The sequence below is a fragment of the Stenotrophomonas sp. STEN056 genome, from assembly GCF_056759635.1.
In genome coordinates this window covers 94886-112308 of the sequence record NZ_JBRRDL010000001.1, presented here as the reverse complement: position 1 = coordinate 112308, position 17423 = coordinate 94886, and the positions used below count along the sequence as shown (strand labels likewise).

General features: G+C 65.2%; 15 protein-coding genes. 11 read left to right on the top strand and 4 right to left on the bottom strand.

Annotation, left to right across the window (positions count from 1 at the left end; translation table 11 throughout):
• Positions 1-48: 48 nt before the first annotated feature.
• From ACVOLO_RS00630 to ACVOLO_RS00620, 3 genes are read right to left on the bottom strand one after another with little or no spacing between them, the layout of a single operon-like run.
• Positions 49-2601 carry a sensor domain-containing protein gene (locus ACVOLO_RS00630; RefSeq protein WP_481568332.1) on the bottom strand — a complete coding sequence of 851 codons (2553 nt, stop codon included), beginning with the start codon at positions 2599-2601 and terminating at the stop codon, positions 49-51.
• On the bottom strand, positions 2598-3491 hold the full coding sequence (locus ACVOLO_RS00625) for a hydroxymethylglutaryl-CoA lyase (protein ID WP_481568331.1): 894 nt from the start codon (positions 3489-3491) through the stop codon (positions 2598-2600). The genes ACVOLO_RS00630 and ACVOLO_RS00625 overlap by 4 nt, the downstream gene beginning before the upstream one ends.
• A gap of 34 nt (positions 3492-3525) precedes the next feature.
• Positions 3526-4314, bottom strand: a complete 789-nt coding sequence (locus tag ACVOLO_RS00620; protein WP_481568330.1) for an enoyl-CoA hydratase-related protein — start codon at positions 4312-4314, stop codon at positions 3526-3528.
• 125 nt (positions 4315-4439) lie between these two features.
• Between ACVOLO_RS00620 and ACVOLO_RS00615 the strand changes: the two genes are divergently transcribed.
• Genes ACVOLO_RS00615 through ACVOLO_RS00605 form a run of 3 tightly spaced genes read left to right on the top strand, consistent with a single transcriptional unit; the run spans position 4440 to position 6795 of the window.
• Positions 4440-4688: a FeoA family protein gene (locus ACVOLO_RS00615; RefSeq protein WP_481568489.1), complete on the top strand. Its 249-nt coding sequence runs from the start codon at positions 4440-4442 to the stop codon at positions 4686-4688.
• Positions 4685-6541, top strand: coding sequence for a ferrous iron transport protein B (feoB, locus tag ACVOLO_RS00610; RefSeq protein WP_481568329.1), 1857 nt, complete (start codon positions 4685-4687; stop codon positions 6539-6541). Before ACVOLO_RS00615 ends, feoB begins: the two co-directional genes overlap by 4 nt.
• Entirely contained in the window at positions 6541-6795 is a 255-nt protein-coding gene (locus tag ACVOLO_RS00605; RefSeq protein WP_481568328.1) for a DUF6587 family protein, read from the top strand. Before feoB ends, ACVOLO_RS00605 begins: the two co-directional genes overlap by 1 nt.
• A gap of 53 nt (positions 6796-6848) precedes the next feature.
• On the opposite strand, the gene ACVOLO_RS00600 is transcribed toward ACVOLO_RS00605, so the two are convergent.
• Positions 6849-7610 (bottom strand): 3-oxoacyl-ACP reductase, encoded by a 762-nt coding sequence (locus ACVOLO_RS00600; RefSeq protein WP_481568327.1) that lies wholly within the window; start codon positions 7608-7610, stop codon positions 6849-6851.
• Between the two features lie 91 nt (positions 7611-7701).
• Here ACVOLO_RS00600 and ACVOLO_RS00595 point away from each other — a divergent pair, with 91 nt between their 5' ends.
• The 8 genes from ACVOLO_RS00595 to recJ all read left to right on the top strand — a co-directional run bounded on the left by ACVOLO_RS00595 (position 7702) and on the right by recJ (position 17325).
• Positions 7702-8199, top strand: coding sequence for a hypothetical protein (locus tag ACVOLO_RS00595; RefSeq protein WP_481568326.1), 498 nt, complete (start codon positions 7702-7704; stop codon positions 8197-8199).
• A 54-nt stretch (positions 8200-8253) separates the two neighbouring features.
• Positions 8254-8979 carry a 4-hydroxy-tetrahydrodipicolinate reductase gene (gene dapB, locus ACVOLO_RS00590; protein ID WP_481568325.1) on the top strand — a complete coding sequence of 242 codons (726 nt, stop codon included), beginning with the start codon at positions 8254-8256 and terminating at the stop codon, positions 8977-8979.
• A 245-nt stretch (positions 8980-9224) separates the two neighbouring features.
• Positions 9225-10352 (top strand): glutamine-hydrolyzing carbamoyl-phosphate synthase small subunit, encoded by a 1128-nt coding sequence (gene carA, locus ACVOLO_RS00585; protein WP_481568324.1) that lies wholly within the window; start codon positions 9225-9227, stop codon positions 10350-10352.
• Positions 10352-10909 carry a hypothetical protein gene (locus ACVOLO_RS00580; RefSeq protein WP_481568323.1) on the top strand — a complete coding sequence of 186 codons (558 nt, stop codon included), beginning with the start codon at positions 10352-10354 and terminating at the stop codon, positions 10907-10909. Before carA ends, ACVOLO_RS00580 begins: the two co-directional genes overlap by 1 nt.
• 54 nt (positions 10910-10963) lie before the next feature.
• Entirely contained in the window at positions 10964-14206 is a 3243-nt protein-coding gene (gene carB / locus ACVOLO_RS00575) for a carbamoyl-phosphate synthase large subunit (RefSeq protein ID WP_481568322.1), read from the top strand.
• Between the two features lie 8 nt (positions 14207-14214).
• The gene (gene greA, locus ACVOLO_RS00570; protein ID WP_481568488.1) at positions 14215-14679 is read left to right on the top strand and encodes a transcription elongation factor GreA; all 465 of its coding nucleotides are present in this window, start codon (positions 14215-14217) and stop codon (positions 14677-14679) included.
• 2 nt (positions 14680-14681) lie between these two features.
• On the top strand, positions 14682-15605 hold the full coding sequence (locus ACVOLO_RS00565; protein WP_481568321.1) for a phosphoglycerate mutase: 924 nt from the start codon (positions 14682-14684) through the stop codon (positions 15603-15605).
• Positions 15598-17325 (top strand): single-stranded-DNA-specific exonuclease RecJ, encoded by a 1728-nt coding sequence (gene recJ, locus ACVOLO_RS00560; RefSeq protein ID WP_481568320.1) that lies wholly within the window; start codon positions 15598-15600, stop codon positions 17323-17325. The genes ACVOLO_RS00565 and recJ overlap by 8 nt, the downstream gene beginning before the upstream one ends.
• Positions 17326-17423 lie beyond the last annotated feature (98 nt).

Genomic DNA, 17423 nt, shown 5'->3' with positions numbered 1-17423 from the left:
TCTAGCCGATGGCCGGCATTGGCAAGCGTGGCGATCAGGCCGCTGCGCTCAGCGCAATGTGTGCGCGAACTCCGCAGGTGACAGGCCCGGCGCGAACAGGAAGCCCTGGCCCACCGGCACGCCCAACTGCAGCAGGTAGTTGCGCTGTGCTTCGGACTCGATGCCCTCGGCCACCAGCCCCAGCCCCAGGCTGCGTGCGATGCCGCTGACCGCCTCGCAGACGGCGACATCGGAGCGGTTCCTGGGCACGCCGCTGATGAACAGTTGGCTGAGCTTCAAACCGTGAATGGGCAGGGTGCGCAGGTAATTCAGCGCGCTGTAGCCTTCACCGAAATCATCGATGGTCAGCATCACGCCCATCTGCCGCAGTTCGGCGAAGGTGCGCAGGGTGGAGGGGGCGTCCTCGATCAGTACCCGCTCGGTGAATTCCAGCTCCAGGGCAGCGCCGGGCAGGCCGTGTTCGTCCAGCACTTCACGTACCTGGCGTGCCAGCCGGTCGCCGCTGAACTGCCGGTAGGACACATTGATCGCCACGCGGATCAGCCCCAGGCCGGCGTCCTGCCATTGCCGGATCTGTTTGCAGGCCTCATGCAGCACCCATTCGCCGATGCGCACGATGTCGCCGGTGTTTTCGGCATGGCTGATGAAGATGTCCGGGCGCAGTTCGCCCAGTTGCCGGTTGCGCCAGCGGATGAGCGCCTCGCAGGCGATGATCCTGCCGCTTTGCAGGTCCACCTGCGGTTGGTACACCAGCCGGAATTCATTGCGCTCAAGCGCCTTGCGCAGGCGCCGTTCGATCTGCAGACGGTCGTGCTGGCGTTGCTCCATCTCCGGGCAGAACTCCAGCCAGCCATTGCGGCTGCGGCGCTTGCATTCGTACATGGCCAGGTCCGCGCTCTGGATCAACTGCTGCGGACGCAGCCCGTGCTGTGGCGCCCGCGCGATGCCGATGCTGGTAGTCACCGAAAACTCGTCCTTGCCGAACTGGAAGGGCGGGGTGAAGGCCCGGGTAATGGCCTCGGCCAGTTGTTCGGGGCGCTGCGGAAGGTCGCGCGCATCGCAGGTCACGACGAACTCGTCGCCGCCAAAGCGCGCCAGCAAGCCCTCGGTGCCGACCGCATCGCGGATGCGGCGGCTGGCTTCAATCAGCAATTGATCGCCGGCGTTGTGGCCGAGGACATCGTTGACGGTCTTGAAGCGGTCCAGGTCGATGTACAGCACCGCCACGCCGGCATGCGACGGGTTGCTCAGGCGCGCTTCCAGATCCGTCAGCGTGGCATCGCGGTTCATGATCCCGGTGAGGGGGTCGGTGCGCGCCTGGTTCTTCAGCGTCTCCTCGGCGTGCTTGGGCTCGGTGATGTCCTGCAGGGTGCCGGCGACCCGGGTGGAAGCCAGATCACCCGGTTCCACTTCACCGATCATGCGGATCCAGAAGCTGTGGCCGTTGGCGCGCTGCCCCTGCAGTTCCAGCTCGAAGCCATCGGGCTGTTCGGCAATGTGCTCCATCGCCTCGCGCAGCAGCTGGCGGGAGCTGGAGTTCAGGCAGGAAAGCAGTTGCTCCAGGTCATCGGGCGCCTGCTGCTGGCCGAGGATGCGCTGCGCCTCGCCGGTGAGGTACAGGCGCTGCTGGCCGCGGTCCCACTCCCAGCCGCCGATATGCGCCAGCGACTGCGCGCGGTCGAACAGGGCGTGGTCGCGCTTGAGTTCGGTGATGTCGCTGAACAGCGAGAACACGTGGTCAGGCAGGTCGCAATCTGACGAAAACACCGGCACCGTGGTGATCGATATCCAGATCATGCGGCCGTGCGGGCGGTAGTACAGGCCGATGATGGTGCTGGGAATGATGCGGCCGTTGCGGAACGCCTTGGATACCGGCCATTGCTCCACGCCCAGGCGGCGGCCGTGCTCATCGACGGTGATCCACTCCTCGCCGCTCAGCGGCAGTTGCCCGGGCGCCATGCCGCTCATGTTGAAGATGCGGTGCGCGGCCGGGTTGGCCGAGACGATGCCCAGGTTGCGGTCGAACAGCATCACCCCCTTGTCGATGGATTCGAGCAACAGCCGATAGCGCGTCTCGGCCTGCCAGCGGCGGCTCAGGTCGCGGGCAACCGCGACGATGCAGGGCTGGCCATCGTGCTCGAACGCGGCCGAATGCACTTCCACGGGAAACCGGCTGCCATCGCCGCGCATGTTGGTGACTTCCACGACATAGGTCTCGCCGCGGTGCAGGGTTTCCCAGACCGGCTCCAGGTGGTCCGCGGGCAGGTCGGGGTTGAGCAGCTCGATGGGCTGGCCGACGATCTCCTCGCGGCTGCGTCCGTAGGCGTTCACCCCGGCGGTGTTGACGTCCAGCACCACGCCGGTGGCGCTGAGGATGCTGACCGGGTCGGGCACCGCATCGAACAGCGCCTCGTAGCGACGCTGCGCGGCCTGGCGTTCGCTCATGGCCTCGCGCAGTGCGGCGCTGGCGGCCTGCAATACGCGGTGCAGCCTGGGTGGCAGGGGCTGGTGCAGTGCCTGTTCCAGTTCGGCCAGCGCATCGACATGGGCGGCAGGATGCTCGCCCGGGTCGTGGACTATGCGCTGGCCGGTTCCGGTCATGACACTGTCAAAGCCTTTCCTGTCTTGCTGCCTGTTGGCCGGCCCAGACGCTCGGCGAGCCAGTTCCCTGTGGCGGCCAGGGCCGGCAGATCGATGCCGGTGGCCAGGCCCATCCCCTGCAACATGTACACGACATCCTCGCTGGCGACATTACCACTTGCACCGCGCGCGTAGGGGCAGCCTCCCGTCCCGGCCACGGCGGCGTCGACCACACGCACGCCTACCTCCAGGCAAGAGGCGATATTGGCCAGCGCCTGGCCATAGGTGTCGTGGAAGTGGACGGCCAGCGCCTCCATCGGGATTTCCGCCGCCACCGCCTGCAACATGGCGCGGGCCTTGAGCGGCGTGCCGACGCCGATGGTGTCGCCCAGCGAGATTTCGTAGCAGCCCATGTCGTGCAGGCGCACAGCCACGCGCACCACATCAGCCAGTGGCACGGCGCCCTGGTAGGGGCAGCCGAGCACGGTGGAAACATAGCCGCGCACCTTGATGCCATCGGCCTTGGCCCGGGCCAGGATGGGCTCGAAGCGCTGCAGCGATTCATCAATGCCGGCATTGGTATTGGTGCGGTTGAACTGCTCCGAGGCGGCGGTGAACACCGCAACCTCCTGCACGCCAACGGCAAGGGCGCGGTCGTAGCCCTGTTCGTTGGGCACCAGCACCGGGTAGCTGATGCCCGGGCGGCGCTGGATGCCGGCAAAGACCTCGGCGGCATCGGCCAGCTGCGGCACCCACTTGGGGCTGACGAAGCTGGTGGCTTCGATGCTGCGCAGGCCGGTGGCCGACAGGCGGTCGATCAGTTCGATCTTGTCGGCGGTGCTGACCAGCTGTTTTTCATTCTGCAGACCATCGCGCGGGCCTACTTCAACGATACGGACGAAGTCGTTCATGGTGTTCCAGGGCAAGGCGGGTGAGGGCGGCCGATTACTTCGTGGCCCAGGCGGGCGGGCGCTTTTCCAGGAAGGCTGACAGCCCTTCACGGCCTTCGTCGGAGGCACGCAGCGCGGCGATCAGGCCGGCATTGGCGCGGTCCAGCCCATCGCGGTCGCCCACGGCGGCGCAGACTTCACGCACCAGCACCTTGGCCGAACCAGCGGCGACCGGCGCCGCCTTGGCCAGCAGGTCCAGTTGCGCGCGCACCGCTGCGTCCAGCGCATCGGCGCTGACAACCTGGTGGACCAGCCCGATGCGCTCGGCCGTGGCCGCGTCGAAATGCTCGCCGGTCGCAAACCAGCGCCGCGCCTGGCGCGGGCCGATGGCCGCAATCACATAGGGTGAAATGACCGCGGGTAACAGGCCCAGGCGGCTTTCGGTCAGGCCAAAACGCGCGCCTTCGGCCGCGATGGCGATATCGCAACAGGCGACCAGGCCAACGCCACCGCCGAACGCCGCGCCGTGGACCCGGGCAATGGTCGGCTTGGGCAATTCGTCCAGCGTGCGCATCAGCTGCGCCAGCGCCAGCGAATCGGTACGGTTTTCCTCCTGTGTGGCGGTGGCCATGGCGCGCATCCACTGCAGATCGGCACCGGCCGAGAAGGAGGGGCCATTGCCAGCCAGCACCACCGTGCGGACAGCGGGGTCGGCGCCCAGTGCCTGCAGGGCCTGGGTCAAGGACTGGATAAGTTCGGCATCGAATGCGTTGTGCAGTTCCGGCCGGTTCAAGTGCAGGGTCGCAACCGCGCCCTCATGCTGCACGAGCAGTGCATCGCTCATCTGGGAAAGCCTGTGTATCGAGGAAATCCGGCAAATCATAGCGGTGCAAGGGTGGGACGCCATGACGCGGCGCGGCGATGCTAGAATTGATAACCATTCTTATTCATCACATAGGCGCCCATTCAGTGACGTTGTCAGATTTGCCGCTGCATGCCCCGGCCCGGGTGGAGGATGTGCAGGACCTGCACCCCAATGACGCCATCGCCCGCAGGTTGCGGGAGTTGGGATTCGTAAACGGCGAAGAGGTTCGTCTGTTGGCCCGCGGCCCGGTGGGCGGCGAGCCGTTGCTGTGCCAGGTAGGTTTTACCCGGTTCGCGCTGCGCCGCAGTGAAGCGGGCCGCGTGCGGGTGCGACGTGAAGGAGCCGGATCATGAGTGAATCGATTGCCCGGCTGGCGCTGGTCGGCAACCCCAACAGCGGCAAGACTGCGCTGTTCAACCAACTGACTGGCAGCCGCCAGAAAGTGGCCAACTACACCGGCGTAACCGTCGAGCGCAAGGAAGGCCGCATGCGTGGTCCGTCCGGCCGCGAATATGCCGTGCTGGACCTTCCGGGCGCCTACAGCCTGCAGCCGGCAAGCCTGGACGAAGCCATCACCCGCGACCTGTGCCGGGGCTTCTACCCGGGCGAGGCTGCACCCGATGCCTTGGTCTGTGTGGTCGATGCCACCAACCTGCGGCTGCACCTGCGCTTTGCGCTGGAAGTGCGCGAGTTGGGCAAGCCGATGATCATCGCGCTGAACATGGTGGACGCGGCGTGGCGTCGTGGTATCGAAATCGACGTGCCGGCGCTGGAAAAGGCGCTGGGCGTGCCGGTGGTGGAGACCGTGGCCGTGCGCCGCAATGGCGCCCGCGCACTGGTGGAGCGTATCGATACGCTGGTGCCGCAGCTGGCATCGCTGCCGGTGCAGGCCCCGGTGGCGGGCGAGGACCTGCACGCGCAGGTGCGCGAGATCCTCGCCACGGCCGTGCAGATGCCGGCGCGTACCGCAAAGATCGACGACGCGCTGGACCGCTGGTTGCTGCACCCGGTGTTCGGGTTGCTGACCCTGGCGGTGGTGATGTTCCTGATCTTCCAGGCCGTGTACGCCTGGGCCACTCCATTGATGGACGGCATCGAGGCGGCCTTCGCCTGGCTTGGGCCGGTCGTGGCCGAAGCATTGCCCGAAGGCCCGCTGAGCAGCCTGCTGGTGGACGGCATCATCGCCGGCGTCGGCGGCGTGCTGGTGTTCCTGCCGCAGATCCTGATCCTGTTCGCCTTCATTCTGGCGCTGGAAGAATCCGGCTACCTGCCGCGTGCGGCGTTCCTGCTGGATCGCATGATGGCGGCGGCCGGCCTGTCTGGTCGCTCGTTCATCCCACTGCTGTCCAGCTTCGCCTGCGCGGTGCCGGGCATCATGTCCACCCGCTCGATCCAGGACCCGCGCGACCGCCTGGCCACGATCCTGGTGGCGCCGCTGATGACCTGCTCGGCACGTCTGCCGGTGTATGCGCTGCTGATTGGTGCCTTTATCCCGGCCAAGACGGTGTGGGGCGTGTTCAACCAGCAGGGGCTGGTGCTGTTCGGCCTGTATGTGGCCGGCATCCTCAGTGCGCTGGTGATGTCGTGGACGATGAAGAAGTTCCGTCGCGACAAGAGCGAGCATCCGCTGATGCTGGAGCTGCCCTCGTATCGTCTGCCGCATCCGCGTGATCTGGCGGTGGGCTTGTACGAGCGCGCGATGATCTTCCTCAAGCGCGTGGGCGGCATCATCCTGGCGTTGACCATCCTGCTGTGGTTCCTGCTGTCGTTCCCGGGTGCTCCGGAAAACGCCACCATGCCGGCCATTGACTACAGCTATGCCGGTCAGCTGGGCCACTGGATGGCGGTGATCTTCGCGCCGCTGGGCTTCAATTGGCAGATATGCATCGCGCTGATCCCGGGCATGGGTGCGCGCGAAGTGGCGGTGTCCTCGCTGGCCACCATCTACGCACTCTCTGCTGCCGACGATGACGCGGCGATCCAGGCGCTGACCCCGGTGATCAGCGACGGCTGGACGCTGGCAACGGGCCTGTCGCTGATGGTGTGGTTCATCTACGCGCCGATGTGCATTTCCACGCTGGCCACCATCAAGCGCGAGACCAACTCGTGGAAGCAGATGGCCTTTGCCACCGTGTATCTGTTTGCTGCGGCATACCTGGCCGCCCTGGTCACCTATCAGGTGGCCGTGGCACTGGGTGCGGGCTGATGGATACCGGCTTGCTGCTTCAGTACCTGTTGATCGCACTGGCCGTGCTTGTCAGTGCGTGGGTGGTGCTGAAGAAGCAGTTCCCCGGTTTCGTGCGGCGTGTGCGCGGGGCATTGGCGCTGTGGCTGCTCAAGCCGCAGCGTTCCTCGCGCCTGCAGGCCTGGGGCCGCAGGCTGGCGCCGGCGCCTTCCACTGGCGGTGGTGCTTGCGGCAGCTGTGACAGCTGCGGGCCAAAGGCGCCGAAGCAACACTGAAGCAGAAAACGCCGGCAATGCCGGCGTTTTTGTTTGATCGGTGCAGATTGTGCTCAGTCGCGGACCAGGCCACCGTCCACCACCAGGTTCTGCCCGGTTACCGCGCGCGACCACGGCGAGGCAAAGAACAGCGCGGCATCAGCGAACTGTTCTGGTGTGGTGACCTCACGCAGTGGCGTGTTGGCGGCGATGTAGTCGAACACCGCCTGCGGTGTCGCGGCGCTGGCATCGGTCGTGCGCAGCAGGCCACCGGAGAGCATGTTCACGGTAATGCCGTCCGGCCCCAGGTCGCCGGCCAGCGTGCGGGTCAGGGCGAGCAGGGCGGCCTTGGCAGCGGTGTAGTCGTGGTAGGGCACAACCGGGTTCTGGAACAGATTGGTGCCCACGTTGATGACGCGCCCGAACCGTTGGCGGCGCATGCCCGGCAGCGCGGCCTGCACGGTGTTGAGTGACGCCTGCACGCTGCCCTCGAACTGCCGGGTGAAATCTTCCCAGCGGATGCTGTCAGCCTTGGCGCGGGCATCGCCGTTGAACGAAAAACCTACCAGCGCGTTGTTGACCACGGTGCTGACCGGCTTGCCGAAATGTGCACTTGCTGCAGCAACCATGGCGTCCACCTGTGCGCGGTCGCGAACATCAGCCTGCAGTGCCAATGCCCGGGTGCCGAGCTCGGCCGCCAAGGCGTTGGCTGCGTCGTGGCTGTTGTGAAAATTGACGACAACATTTGCTCCTTCGCGCACAAAGGCGCGCGCCAGTGCGGCGCCCAGGCCGCGACCGGCGCCGGTGATGAGGACAAGCTGGTCGGAGATATTCATGGATGTGCAACGAAAGGTGGCCGGGGTATCGGGCAGGGTAGCAGCGCCGCTACACTCGGCGGCAATGCAGGAAGCATGGAAGGGGGCTTGGATGAAGTTTCTTTTGACATTGGTTGTGTTGCTGGCGGTTGCGGGCGGGATCTACAGCTGGGGCGGGAACTCGCTGGATGAGAAGCAGATCCGCGCGTTCTACGAAGAGGCGAGGCTGGCGTTGATTGCCGGCGATGACGCGGCGCTGTGTGCCATGGTTGCCGATGACTACCGGCAGTCGTCCGTGCTGAAGGTTGAATCCGGCCAGCAGGAAAACGTGATTGACAAGCAGGAGTACTGTGCCGACGCCGCCAGGTCGGTAGCGCAGACCCAGCAGCTGCGCGACATGCTTGGCCCCATGTTCGAGCTGCGCTACGAACAGAACATCAAGCGCATAACGCTGGCTGAGGACGGGCGCTCGGCAAAGGTTGATGTGACCGCAACGATGGAGTTGCCGGGCATGCGCATGGTCAGCCGCAGTCGTGATGTCATTGAGCGTAAGCGTTGGCGCACGCAGGCCACGAGCAGCGTTTCCGTGATACATGCCGGCGGGAACTGAGCCAGGGTCACGCGGCGCTTGTCGTATCGGCCATCGAAGCGGTAGTTTGCCGCCATGAACAACACTCCGATTCGTTTGCTGATCCACGGCGCTTCCGGCCGCATGGGCCAGGCCCTGTTGCGCCTGGCTGCAGAAAATACTTCGTTGCAGGTGGTTGCTGCGGTTGTGCGCAGGCCGCCTGAACAACGGGTGGTCGAGGGCATTCCGCATTTCGCCGCCAGTGAGTTGGCGGGCGTACCGCCTTTCGACGTCGCCATCGATTTCAGCCTGCCGGAAGGGTTCGACCCGATCCTGGCGTTGTGCGTGGAGCGCGGTGCCGGTTTCGTTTCGGGCACCACTGGCATCAGTGACGCGCAGCAGGCGGCTTTGTCGGCGGCGGCCCAGCAGATTCCACTGGTCTGGGCGACCAATTTCAGCCTGGGCGTGGCGGTGCTGGCCGAGCTGGTGGAGCGCGCGGCCGCGGCGCTGCCGGGTTGGGACTGCGACATTGTCGAGTCGCACCACGTCCACAAGAAGGACGCGCCTTCGGGTACAGCAATCACCCTGGGGGAAGCTGCCGGGCAGGGCGGCGCCATGCCGCGCTTCGTCAGCCTGCGCGCCGGTGACATCATCGGCGAGCATTTCGTCCAGTTCACCGGGCTGGGCGAGCGGGTGGAGCTGGTACACCGGGCGACCAACCGGGACATTTTTGCCCGTGGCGCGCTGCATGTGGCGGCGCAGTTGCTCGTCCGGAAGCCGGGCCGCTATCGGGTGCGTGACCTGGTGGGCGGCGCGGCCTGATCGGCATGGGCTGAATACGAGGCGGCGATCCTGCCAGCCAGGTGCCGCCTTGCTGCAATGACAATGTAATACGGTGCTCACAAGGCGCTGGCGTTGGCGCCCCCCATGCCAGTACAATTCCCGCTCGCCGAAACACGTCAGCCGGACCGGTTCCCAGACCGCCGTCCGCGCTTTTTTGCAAGCGGTTTTTGACCGTGGACGCAGGCGTGGCTTCGGAGTCCCCCGGTAGCCAAAGTGAGATTCCCGTGACCCAAGCCGCAATTCTCGTGCTCGAAGACGGCACCGTATTCGAGGGCGAATCCGTAGGCGCGCCCGGCCTGTCCGTGGGTGAGGTGGTGTTCAACACCGCCATGACCGGCTATCAGGAGATGCTGACCGATCCGTCCTACGCCCGGCAGATGATCACCCTGACGTACCCGCATATCGGCAATACCGGCATGAACGACCAGGATGACGAAGCCACCAAGGTGTGGGCGTCGGGCCTGATCGTGCGTGACGTACCGCGCCGCCCGAGCAGCTGGCGCAGCCAGGTGTCGTTGCAGGATTGGTTGATCCAGCGCGGCGTGGTGGCCATCTCCGGTATCGATACCCGCAAGCTGACCCGCATCCTGCGCGAGCGCGGCGCCCAGAACGGTGCGCTGATGGCTGGCGATATCGATGTCGAAAAGGCGCTGGAAGCCGCCCGCAAGTTCCCGGGCCTGAAGGGCATGGACCTGGCCAAGGTGGTCAGCACCGACAAGCCCTACGGCTGGGCCGAAGGCCAACTGGACCTGGACCGCAACGAATTCGTGCGCGCTGAACCGAAGTTCAAGGTGGTGGCCTACGATTTCGGCGTGAAAGCCAACATCCTGCGCATGCTGGCCGAGCGCGGCTGCGAATTGACCGTGGTGCCGGCACAGACCCCGGCTGCCGAGGTGCTGGCGATGAATCCGGATGGTGTGTTCCTGTCCAACGGCCCGGGCGACCCGGAGCCGTGCGATTACGCCATCAGCGCGATCAAGACGTTCGTCGGGAAGAAGATCCCGACCTTCGGTATCTGCCTGGGCCACCAGCTGTTGGGCCTGGCGTCCGGCGCGCGCACCATGAAGATGGCCCACGGCCACCACGGTGCCAACCATCCGGTGCAGGACATCGGCACGGGCCGGGTGATGATCACCTCGCAGAACCACGGCTTCGCCATCGACGAAACCACGCTGCCGGCCAATGTCCGCGTCACCCATCGTTCGTTGTTCGACCTGACCATCCAGGGCGTCGAGCTGACCGATGCACCGGCGTTCTCGTTCCAGGGGCACCCGGAAGCCTCGCCGGGCCCGCAGGACGTAGCGCCGTTTTTTGACCGTTTCATCACGATGATGGAAGGGGCCAAGGCCTGATGCGCGTCATCGCGCTGCTGGCAGGCTTGTTGGTGGCCGGTGGCGCTTGCGCAGCGCCGGCTGACCGCACCGATGTCGGTGAGCTCATGCAGCAGTTGGGCATGGGCAAGCTGGGCGCGGATATGGCTGTTGGCCTGATCGAGAACTTCCCGGCGTTGCAGGCGCAGGATGCAGTCGGCAAGGCCTGCGCGACGCAGCAGGTTTCAACGATGCTGGAAGCGCAGGTGCAGCAGGGCATCGTGGACAGCATGGGTGCCGACGGCAGTCAGCTGGTCAAACAATGGACGGCGTTTCTGGCCACGGATTCCGGCAGCGACATGGCGCGCACGTTCCAGGCTTCGGCAGCAGCCATTGCCAGCGGCAACACGGAGTTCGATGCCGGGTTGGACGAAGACAGCAAGGCGGAGATATCGCGTTTCATGGCGACTCCGGCGTTCCAGCGATTCATTGACGGGTTTGGCAGCGATAGCCAGTTGCCTGCGGACATCGGCCAGCAACTGGTGGATGTACTGCAGCGCGAATGCAGCATCGCGCTGGACCCGGAACAGGTTTCCTGATCGACAGCGTGCGATCACTTCCCCCAGACACGCTGTACTGACTTAGAGAAGACAATGCCAAAGCGTTCCGACCTAAAGACCATCCTCATCATCGGCGCGGGCCCGATCGTCATCGGCCAGGCCTGTGAGTTCGACTACTCCGGCGCGCAGGCATGCAAGGCGTTGCGCGACGAGGGTTACCGCGTGGTGCTGGTCAACTCGAACCCGGCCACGATCATGACCGACCCGGAGATGGCCGACGCCGTCTATATCGAGCCGATCAACTGGCAGACGGTCGAGAAGATCATCGCCAAGGAGCGCCCGGACGCGCTGCTGCCGACCATGGGTGGCCAGACCGCGCTGAACTGCGCGCTGGACCTGGCTGACCACGGCGTGCTGGAGAAGTACAACGTCGAGCTGATCGGCGCCAAGCGCGAAGCTATCCGCATGGCCGAAGACCGCGAGCTGTTCCGCGTGGCCATGCAGGAAATCGGCCTGGAATGCCCGAAGGCCGCCGTCGCCCACACGCTGGAAGAGGCGCTGGAAATCCAGACCCGCGTCGGCTACCCGACCATCATCCGCCCGTCCTTCACCCTGGGCGGCAGCGGTGGCGGCATTGCCTACAACCGCGAAGAGCTGATCGAGATCGTCAACCGCGGCCTTGAGCTTTCCCCGACCACCGAAGTGCTGGTGGAAGAATCGGTGCTGGGCTGGAAGGAGTTCGAGATGGAAGTGGTCCGCGACACCGCGGACAACTGCATCATCGTCTGCTCCATTGAAAACCTGGACCCGATGGGCGTGCACACGGGTGACTCGATCACCGTGGCGCCGGCACAGACCCTGACCGACAAGGAATACCAGCGCCTGCGCGATGCCTCCATCGCCGTGCTGCGCAAGATCGGCGTGGATACCGGCGGCTCGAACGTGCAGTTCGGCATCAGCCCGACCACCGGCCGCGTGGTGGTGATCGAGATGAACCCGCGCGTGTCGCGCTCCTCGGCACTGGCTTCCAAGGCCACCGGCTTCCCGATTGCCAAGGTCGCCGCGAAGCTGGCCGTGGGTTACACGCTGGACGAATTGAAGAACGAAATCACCGGCGGCCTGACCCCGGCCTCGTTCGAGCCGTCGATCGACTACGTCGTTACCAAGATTCCGCGCTTTGCGTTTGAGAAGTTCCCGGCCGCCGATGCGCGCCTGACCACCCAGATGAAGTCGGTGGGCGAAGTGATGGCCATGGGCCGTACCTTCAAGGAGTCGCTGCAGAAGGCGCTGCGTGGCCTGGAAACCGGCAAGATCGGCCTGGACCCGACCGGCCTGGATCTGGCCAACGACGACGACATCGCCACCATGAAGCGCGAGCTCAAGGCCCCGGGCCCGGAGCGTCTGTTCTTTGTCGGCGATGCATTCCGCAGCGGCCTGAGCGTGGAAGACATCTACGGCCTGTCGCACATCGACCCGTGGTTCCTCGACCAGATCGAAGAAATCATTGCCGATGAAACCCAGGTGCAGGCCGAAGGCATTGACGCACTGGACGCCGCTCGCCTGCGCAAGCTCAAGCGCGCCGGCTTCTCCGATGCACGCCTGGCCCAGCTGACCGGCACCAACGAGGCAGCCATCCGTGCGCTGCGCCGCGCGCACAAGGTGCGCCCGGTGTACAAGCGCGTGGACTCCTGCGCCGCCGAGTTCGCCACCAGCACCGCGTACCTGTACTCGACTTACGAGGACGAGTGCGAAGCCAACCCGACCAGCCGCGACAAGATCATGATTCTTGGCGGTGGCCCGAACCGCATTGGCCAGGGCATCGAGTTCGACTACTGCTGCGTGCATGCCGCGCTCGCCCTGCGCGAGGACGGCTATGAAACCATCATGGTCAACTGCAACCCGGAAACCGTCTCCACCGATTACGACACCTCCGACCGCCTGTACTTCGAGCCGCTGACGCTGGAAGACGTGCTGGAGATCGTCGAGCTGGAACAGCCCAAGGGCGTGATCGTGCAGTACGGCGGCCAGACCCCGCTGAAGCTGGCGCGTGCGCTGGAAGCCAATGGCGTGCCGGTGATCGGCACCTCGCCGGACTCCATCGACCTGGCCGAAGACCGCGAGCGTTTCCAGCAGCTGGTCGAAAAGCTCGGCCTGAAGCAGCCGCCGAACCGTATTGCCCGCAACGACCAGGAAGCCCTGCTGCTGGCGCGCGAAATCGGCTACCCGCTGGTGGTGCGCCCGAGCTACGTGCTGGGCGGCCGTGCGATGGAAATCGTGTATGGCGAAGCCGATTTGGCGCGCTATGTGCGTGACGCGGTCAAGGTGTCCAACGATTCGCCGGTGCTGCTGGATCACTTCCTGGACGCGGCCGTCGAAGCCGACGTGGACATCATCTGCGACAAGGACGGCAACGTCCTGATCGGCGGCGTGATGGAACACATCGAAGAGGCCGGCGTGCATTCGGGCGATTCGTCCTGCTCGCTGCCGCCGTACTCGCTGTCGGCTGCCACGCAGGATGAACTGCGTCGCCAGGTTGGCGAGCTGGCCAAGGCACTGAACGTGGTGGGCTTGATGAACACCCAGTTCGCCATCCAGCCCGATGCCGACGGCAATGACGTGATCTTCCTGCTGGAAGTGAACCCGCGCGCCTCGCGTACCGTGCCGTTCGTGTCCAAGGCAACGGGCGTGGCGCTGGCCAAGATCGCTGCCCGCTGCATGGCCGGCATGACCCTGGCCGAGCAGGGCGTCACCCAGGAAGTCGTGCCCGGCTACTACTCGGTGAAGGAAGCCATCTTCCCGTTCGCCAAGTTCCAGGGCGTGGACCCGATCCTCGGGCCGGAGATGCGTTCCACCGGCGAAGTCATGGGTGTGGGCCGTAGCTTCAGCGCTGCATTCGCACGTGCGCAGGAAGCCGGCAGCATCAAGACCCCGCCGCTGGGCAAGGCCTTCATCTCGGTGCGTGATGCTGACAAGCAGCGCGTGATGCCGGCCGTGCAGGGCCTGGTCGAGCGCGGTTATTCGCTGGTTGCCACCCGTGGCACCGCGGCATGGCTGCAGCAGCAGGGTTACACCTGTGAAGTGGTCAACAAGGTGGTCGAAGGCCGTCCGCATATCGTTGACAGCATCAAGAACGGTGAAATCGTCTACATCGTCAACACGACCGAAGGTCGTTCGGCGATCAACGATTCGTTCTCGATCCGTCGCGAAGCGCTGCAGCAGCGCGTCACTTACTCGACCACGGTAGCCGGCGCAAAGGCGCTGGTGCAGTCACTGGAGTTCCGCGGTACCGGCCCTGTGCTGTCGCTGCAGGAGTTGCACAAGGAGTTGAATGCATGAGAGCCCCCATCACCCTGAAGGGCGCCAAGCGCCTTCGTGAGGAGCTGGATCACCTCAAGTCGGACAAGCGCCCGAAGGTCATTGCTGCCATCGCCGAAGCACGCGAGCACGGCGACCTGAAGGAGAACGCCGAGTACCACGCCGCGCGCGAGGAGCAGGGCTTCATCGAAGGCCGCATCAAGCAGCTGGAAAGCGAGTTGTCGCATGCCGAAGTCATCGACATCACCAAGCTCAACGCCGGCAGCAAGGTGGTGTTCGGGGCAACGGTGACGCTGGCCGACGTGGAAAGCGACGAGGAGAAGCGTTACCAGATCGTGGGTGACCTGGAGGCGGACATCAAGCAGGGGCTGATCGCCATCTCCTCGCCGGTGGCACGCGCGATGATCGGCAAGAACGAGGGCGACAGCATCGCCATCGACGCACCTGCCGGCGTGCGTGAGTACGAAATCATCAGCGTCGAGTACCTCGACTGACGATGGCAAAGGCCACGCTGCTGTTGCCTGCGCGCAGCCGTTTCCCGGCTGGCGCATTGCCGGCACGGGTGGCTGCCGCGCTGGGGCGAGCCGAACACGGGCTCGCCGATGCCGGTGAGTCGGCGCAGTTGCGCCGGCATTTCACCATTGAACCGGATGCATGGTCGGCGGCTGCACTCAGCCGCCATGCCGATGCCGGTGATGCCGAAGGTGGCCTGTGGTTGCGTGCTGACCCGGCCAGCGTGGTGCCCGACATGCAGGGCGCACGACTGATGGCTTCGGCTGAAACGCTGCGCCTGGAACAGGCCGATGTGGACGCGTTGTTGCCGGATCTGCAGTCCCTGTTCGCAGGTTTTGGCTATCAATTGGACGCGCCGACCCCTTCGCGCTGGTATCTGCGCCTGCCTGACGCCACCCCGCTGCCGGCGTTCGTTGACCCCGAGGTCGCCTTGGGTGATGACCTGTTCGAGCATCTGCCCGAGGGTGACAACGGCCGCCAATGGCGTGGCTTGATGACCGAGGCGCAGGTGGTGCTGCATCAGCACGCCTGGAACGAGCAACGCGTTGCCAACGGCAAACGCGCGGTCAATTCATTGTGGTTCTGGGGCGCGGGCAGCTTGCCGGCCTCGGTGCGTACCGCGCATGCGCAGGTGCGCAGTCGCGATGCACTGCTCAACGGCCTGGCAAAGATGGCCGGCGTGCGCATCGGCGGCGAGCAGACCGTGGATGCGCTGGTGGATCTGCGCCAGCTGCGTTCCCTGGATCAGCTCACAGCGGATGCGATCACGCCGCTGCTTGATGCAATCGCACGCGGCGAGTTGAAGGAACTGCGGCTCGATTTCGAGGATGGCGCGCATTACCGCATCCACCGTGGCCAACGTTGGCGCTTCTGGAAGAAACCGCTGACGGCGCTGGTTGATGGCTGAGACCTTGCGGATCGTTCGCCGCGATCTGGTCGACGGCGGGCAGTGGGGCGGGCAGATGTTGCCGTTGCTGCAACGGGTCTACGCCGCGCGTGGCGCGCTGTCGCCCGAGCAGGCGCAGCCACGACTGGCGCAGCTGCATGCGCCGGAACTGCTGGGCGGCATGCAGTCCGCCGTTGCGCTGCTGGCCGATGCCATCGCAGCGGGCAAACGCATTCTGGTTGTCGGCGATTTCGACTGTGACGGTGCCACTGCCTGCGCGGTGGGTGTGCGTGGGCTGCGCATGCTTGGCACGCGTGATGTGGTGCATGCGGTGCCCAACCGCATGCTGCACGGCTACGGTTTGTCGCCAACCCTGGTTGAAGAACTGGCTGCACTCAAGCCGGATCTGCTGGTCACCGTGGATCACGGCATTGCCTGTCATGCCGGTGTCAGCGCGGCCAAGGCGCTGGGCTGGCAGGTGTTGGTTACCGATCATCATCTCCCGGGCGAGCGATTGCCGCCGGCCGACGCCATTGTTGATCCGAACGTGGAGGGCGACGCGTTTCCGAGCAAGGCGCTGGCCGGCGTTGGCGTCATCTTCTATGTTTTGATGGCATTGCGCAGGCACCTGCGGGAGCAGGGCGCATTTGCCAGCGACCCCGAGCCGGATCTGCTGGCGCTGCTGGACCTCGTCGCCGTGGGTACGGTGGCGGATCTGGTGGCATTGGACGAGAACAATCGCGCACTGGTGTCGGCGGGGTTGCGGCGTTTGCGCTCCGGCAAAGGCTGCGTCGGCCTGCGCGCTCTGATCGAGGCCAGTGGCCGTGATGCGCGCCGGCTCAGTGCAAGTGATATCGGGTTTGCGCTGGGGCCGCGCCTGAACGCCGCGGGGCGGCTTGAAGACATGGCGCTGGGCATCGAGTTGCTGCTCACGGAAGATGCCACGCAGGCGCGCGAAATCGCCGCGCTGCTGGAAGAGATCAACAGCGAGCGCCGTGCGGTACAGCAGATCATGACCGACGATGCGGAAGCTGCCGTCGCGCGCGTACTCATTGATGACGCAGGGCAACGCCCGGTCGCTGCTTGCCTGTTCGACGAACAATGGCATCCAGGCGTGGTCGGTTTGGTTGCCTCCAAGATGAAGGATCGGCTGCACCGCCCGGTGATTGCCTTTGCTCCGGCAGAACCCGGTGGCGCGTCGTTGCGCGGTTCGGCGCGTTCGATTCCCGGCTTCCATATCCGTGATGCGTTGGCAGCAGTCAACGCCAGCCACCCGGGTTTGATGGACAAATTTGGTGGTCATGCGATGGCGGCCGGATTGAGCCTGCCTGCGGCACGGCTGGAGGCTTTCAAGGCGGCGTTCCAGGCACAGGTGATGGCATCAATGGAGCCGGCGTTGCTGCAGCAGCAATTGCTCAGTGACGGCGAATTGTCCGCTTCGGAACTGGATTTCCAGCATGCCGAAGCACTGCGCCTGGCCGGGCCATGGGGGCAGGGCTTTGCCGAGCCCCTGTTCGATGGCGTGTTCGAGGTTGTTGAATGGCGCGTGCTCAAGGAGCGCCATCTGAAACTCGTGCTGCGCCAGTCTGGCAATGCGGCACGTATCAACGCAATCCACTTCAGCGGATGGAAGGGCAATGCACCGGGTCAGCATGTGCATGTCGCCTACCGTCTGGTCAGCGATGACTACCGTGGCGGCCAGGCCATTCAATTGATCGTCGAGCACCTCGACCCGGCCTGAGCTGCGCCGGCGGGTGTCATCTCTCAATACAGCAATAACGCGTCCCGTTGACGGGCGTGGCTGTGCGCGCGTTGGTCTGCACTTTACGAATCACATCT

Excerpts from the sequence above, each read along its gene's own strand:
- carB (WP_481568322.1), top strand. The coding sequence starts at position 10,964 with ATGCCAAAGCGTTCCGACCTAAAGACCATCCTCATCATCGGCGCGGGC.
- ACVOLO_RS00600 (WP_481568327.1), bottom strand. The coding sequence starts at position 7,610 with ATGAATATCTCCGACCAGCTTGTCCTCATCACCGGCGCCGGTCGCGGC.
- ACVOLO_RS00630 (WP_481568332.1), bottom strand. The coding sequence starts at position 2,601 with ATGACCGGAACCGGCCAGCGCATAGTCCACGACCCGGGCGAGCATCCT.
- recJ (WP_481568320.1), top strand. The coding sequence starts at position 15,598 with ATGGCTGAGACCTTGCGGATCGTTCGCCGCGATCTGGTCGACGGCGGG.
- dapB (WP_481568325.1), top strand. The coding sequence starts at position 8,254 with ATGAACAACACTCCGATTCGTTTGCTGATCCACGGCGCTTCCGGCCGC.
- ACVOLO_RS00620 (WP_481568330.1), bottom strand. The coding sequence starts at position 4,314 with ATGAGCGATGCACTGCTCGTGCAGCATGAGGGCGCGGTTGCGACCCTG.
- feoB (WP_481568329.1), top strand. The coding sequence starts at position 4,685 with ATGAGTGAATCGATTGCCCGGCTGGCGCTGGTCGGCAACCCCAACAGC.
- ACVOLO_RS00565 (WP_481568321.1), top strand. The coding sequence starts at position 14,682 with ATGGCAAAGGCCACGCTGCTGTTGCCTGCGCGCAGCCGTTTCCCGGCT.
- ACVOLO_RS00580 (WP_481568323.1), top strand. The coding sequence starts at position 10,352 with ATGCGCGTCATCGCGCTGCTGGCAGGCTTGTTGGTGGCCGGTGGCGCT.
- ACVOLO_RS00595 (WP_481568326.1), top strand. The coding sequence starts at position 7,702 with ATGAAGTTTCTTTTGACATTGGTTGTGTTGCTGGCGGTTGCGGGCGGG.
- ACVOLO_RS00605 (WP_481568328.1), top strand. The coding sequence starts at position 6,541 with ATGGATACCGGCTTGCTGCTTCAGTACCTGTTGATCGCACTGGCCGTG.
- ACVOLO_RS00625 (WP_481568331.1), bottom strand. The coding sequence starts at position 3,491 with ATGAACGACTTCGTCCGTATCGTTGAAGTAGGCCCGCGCGATGGTCTG.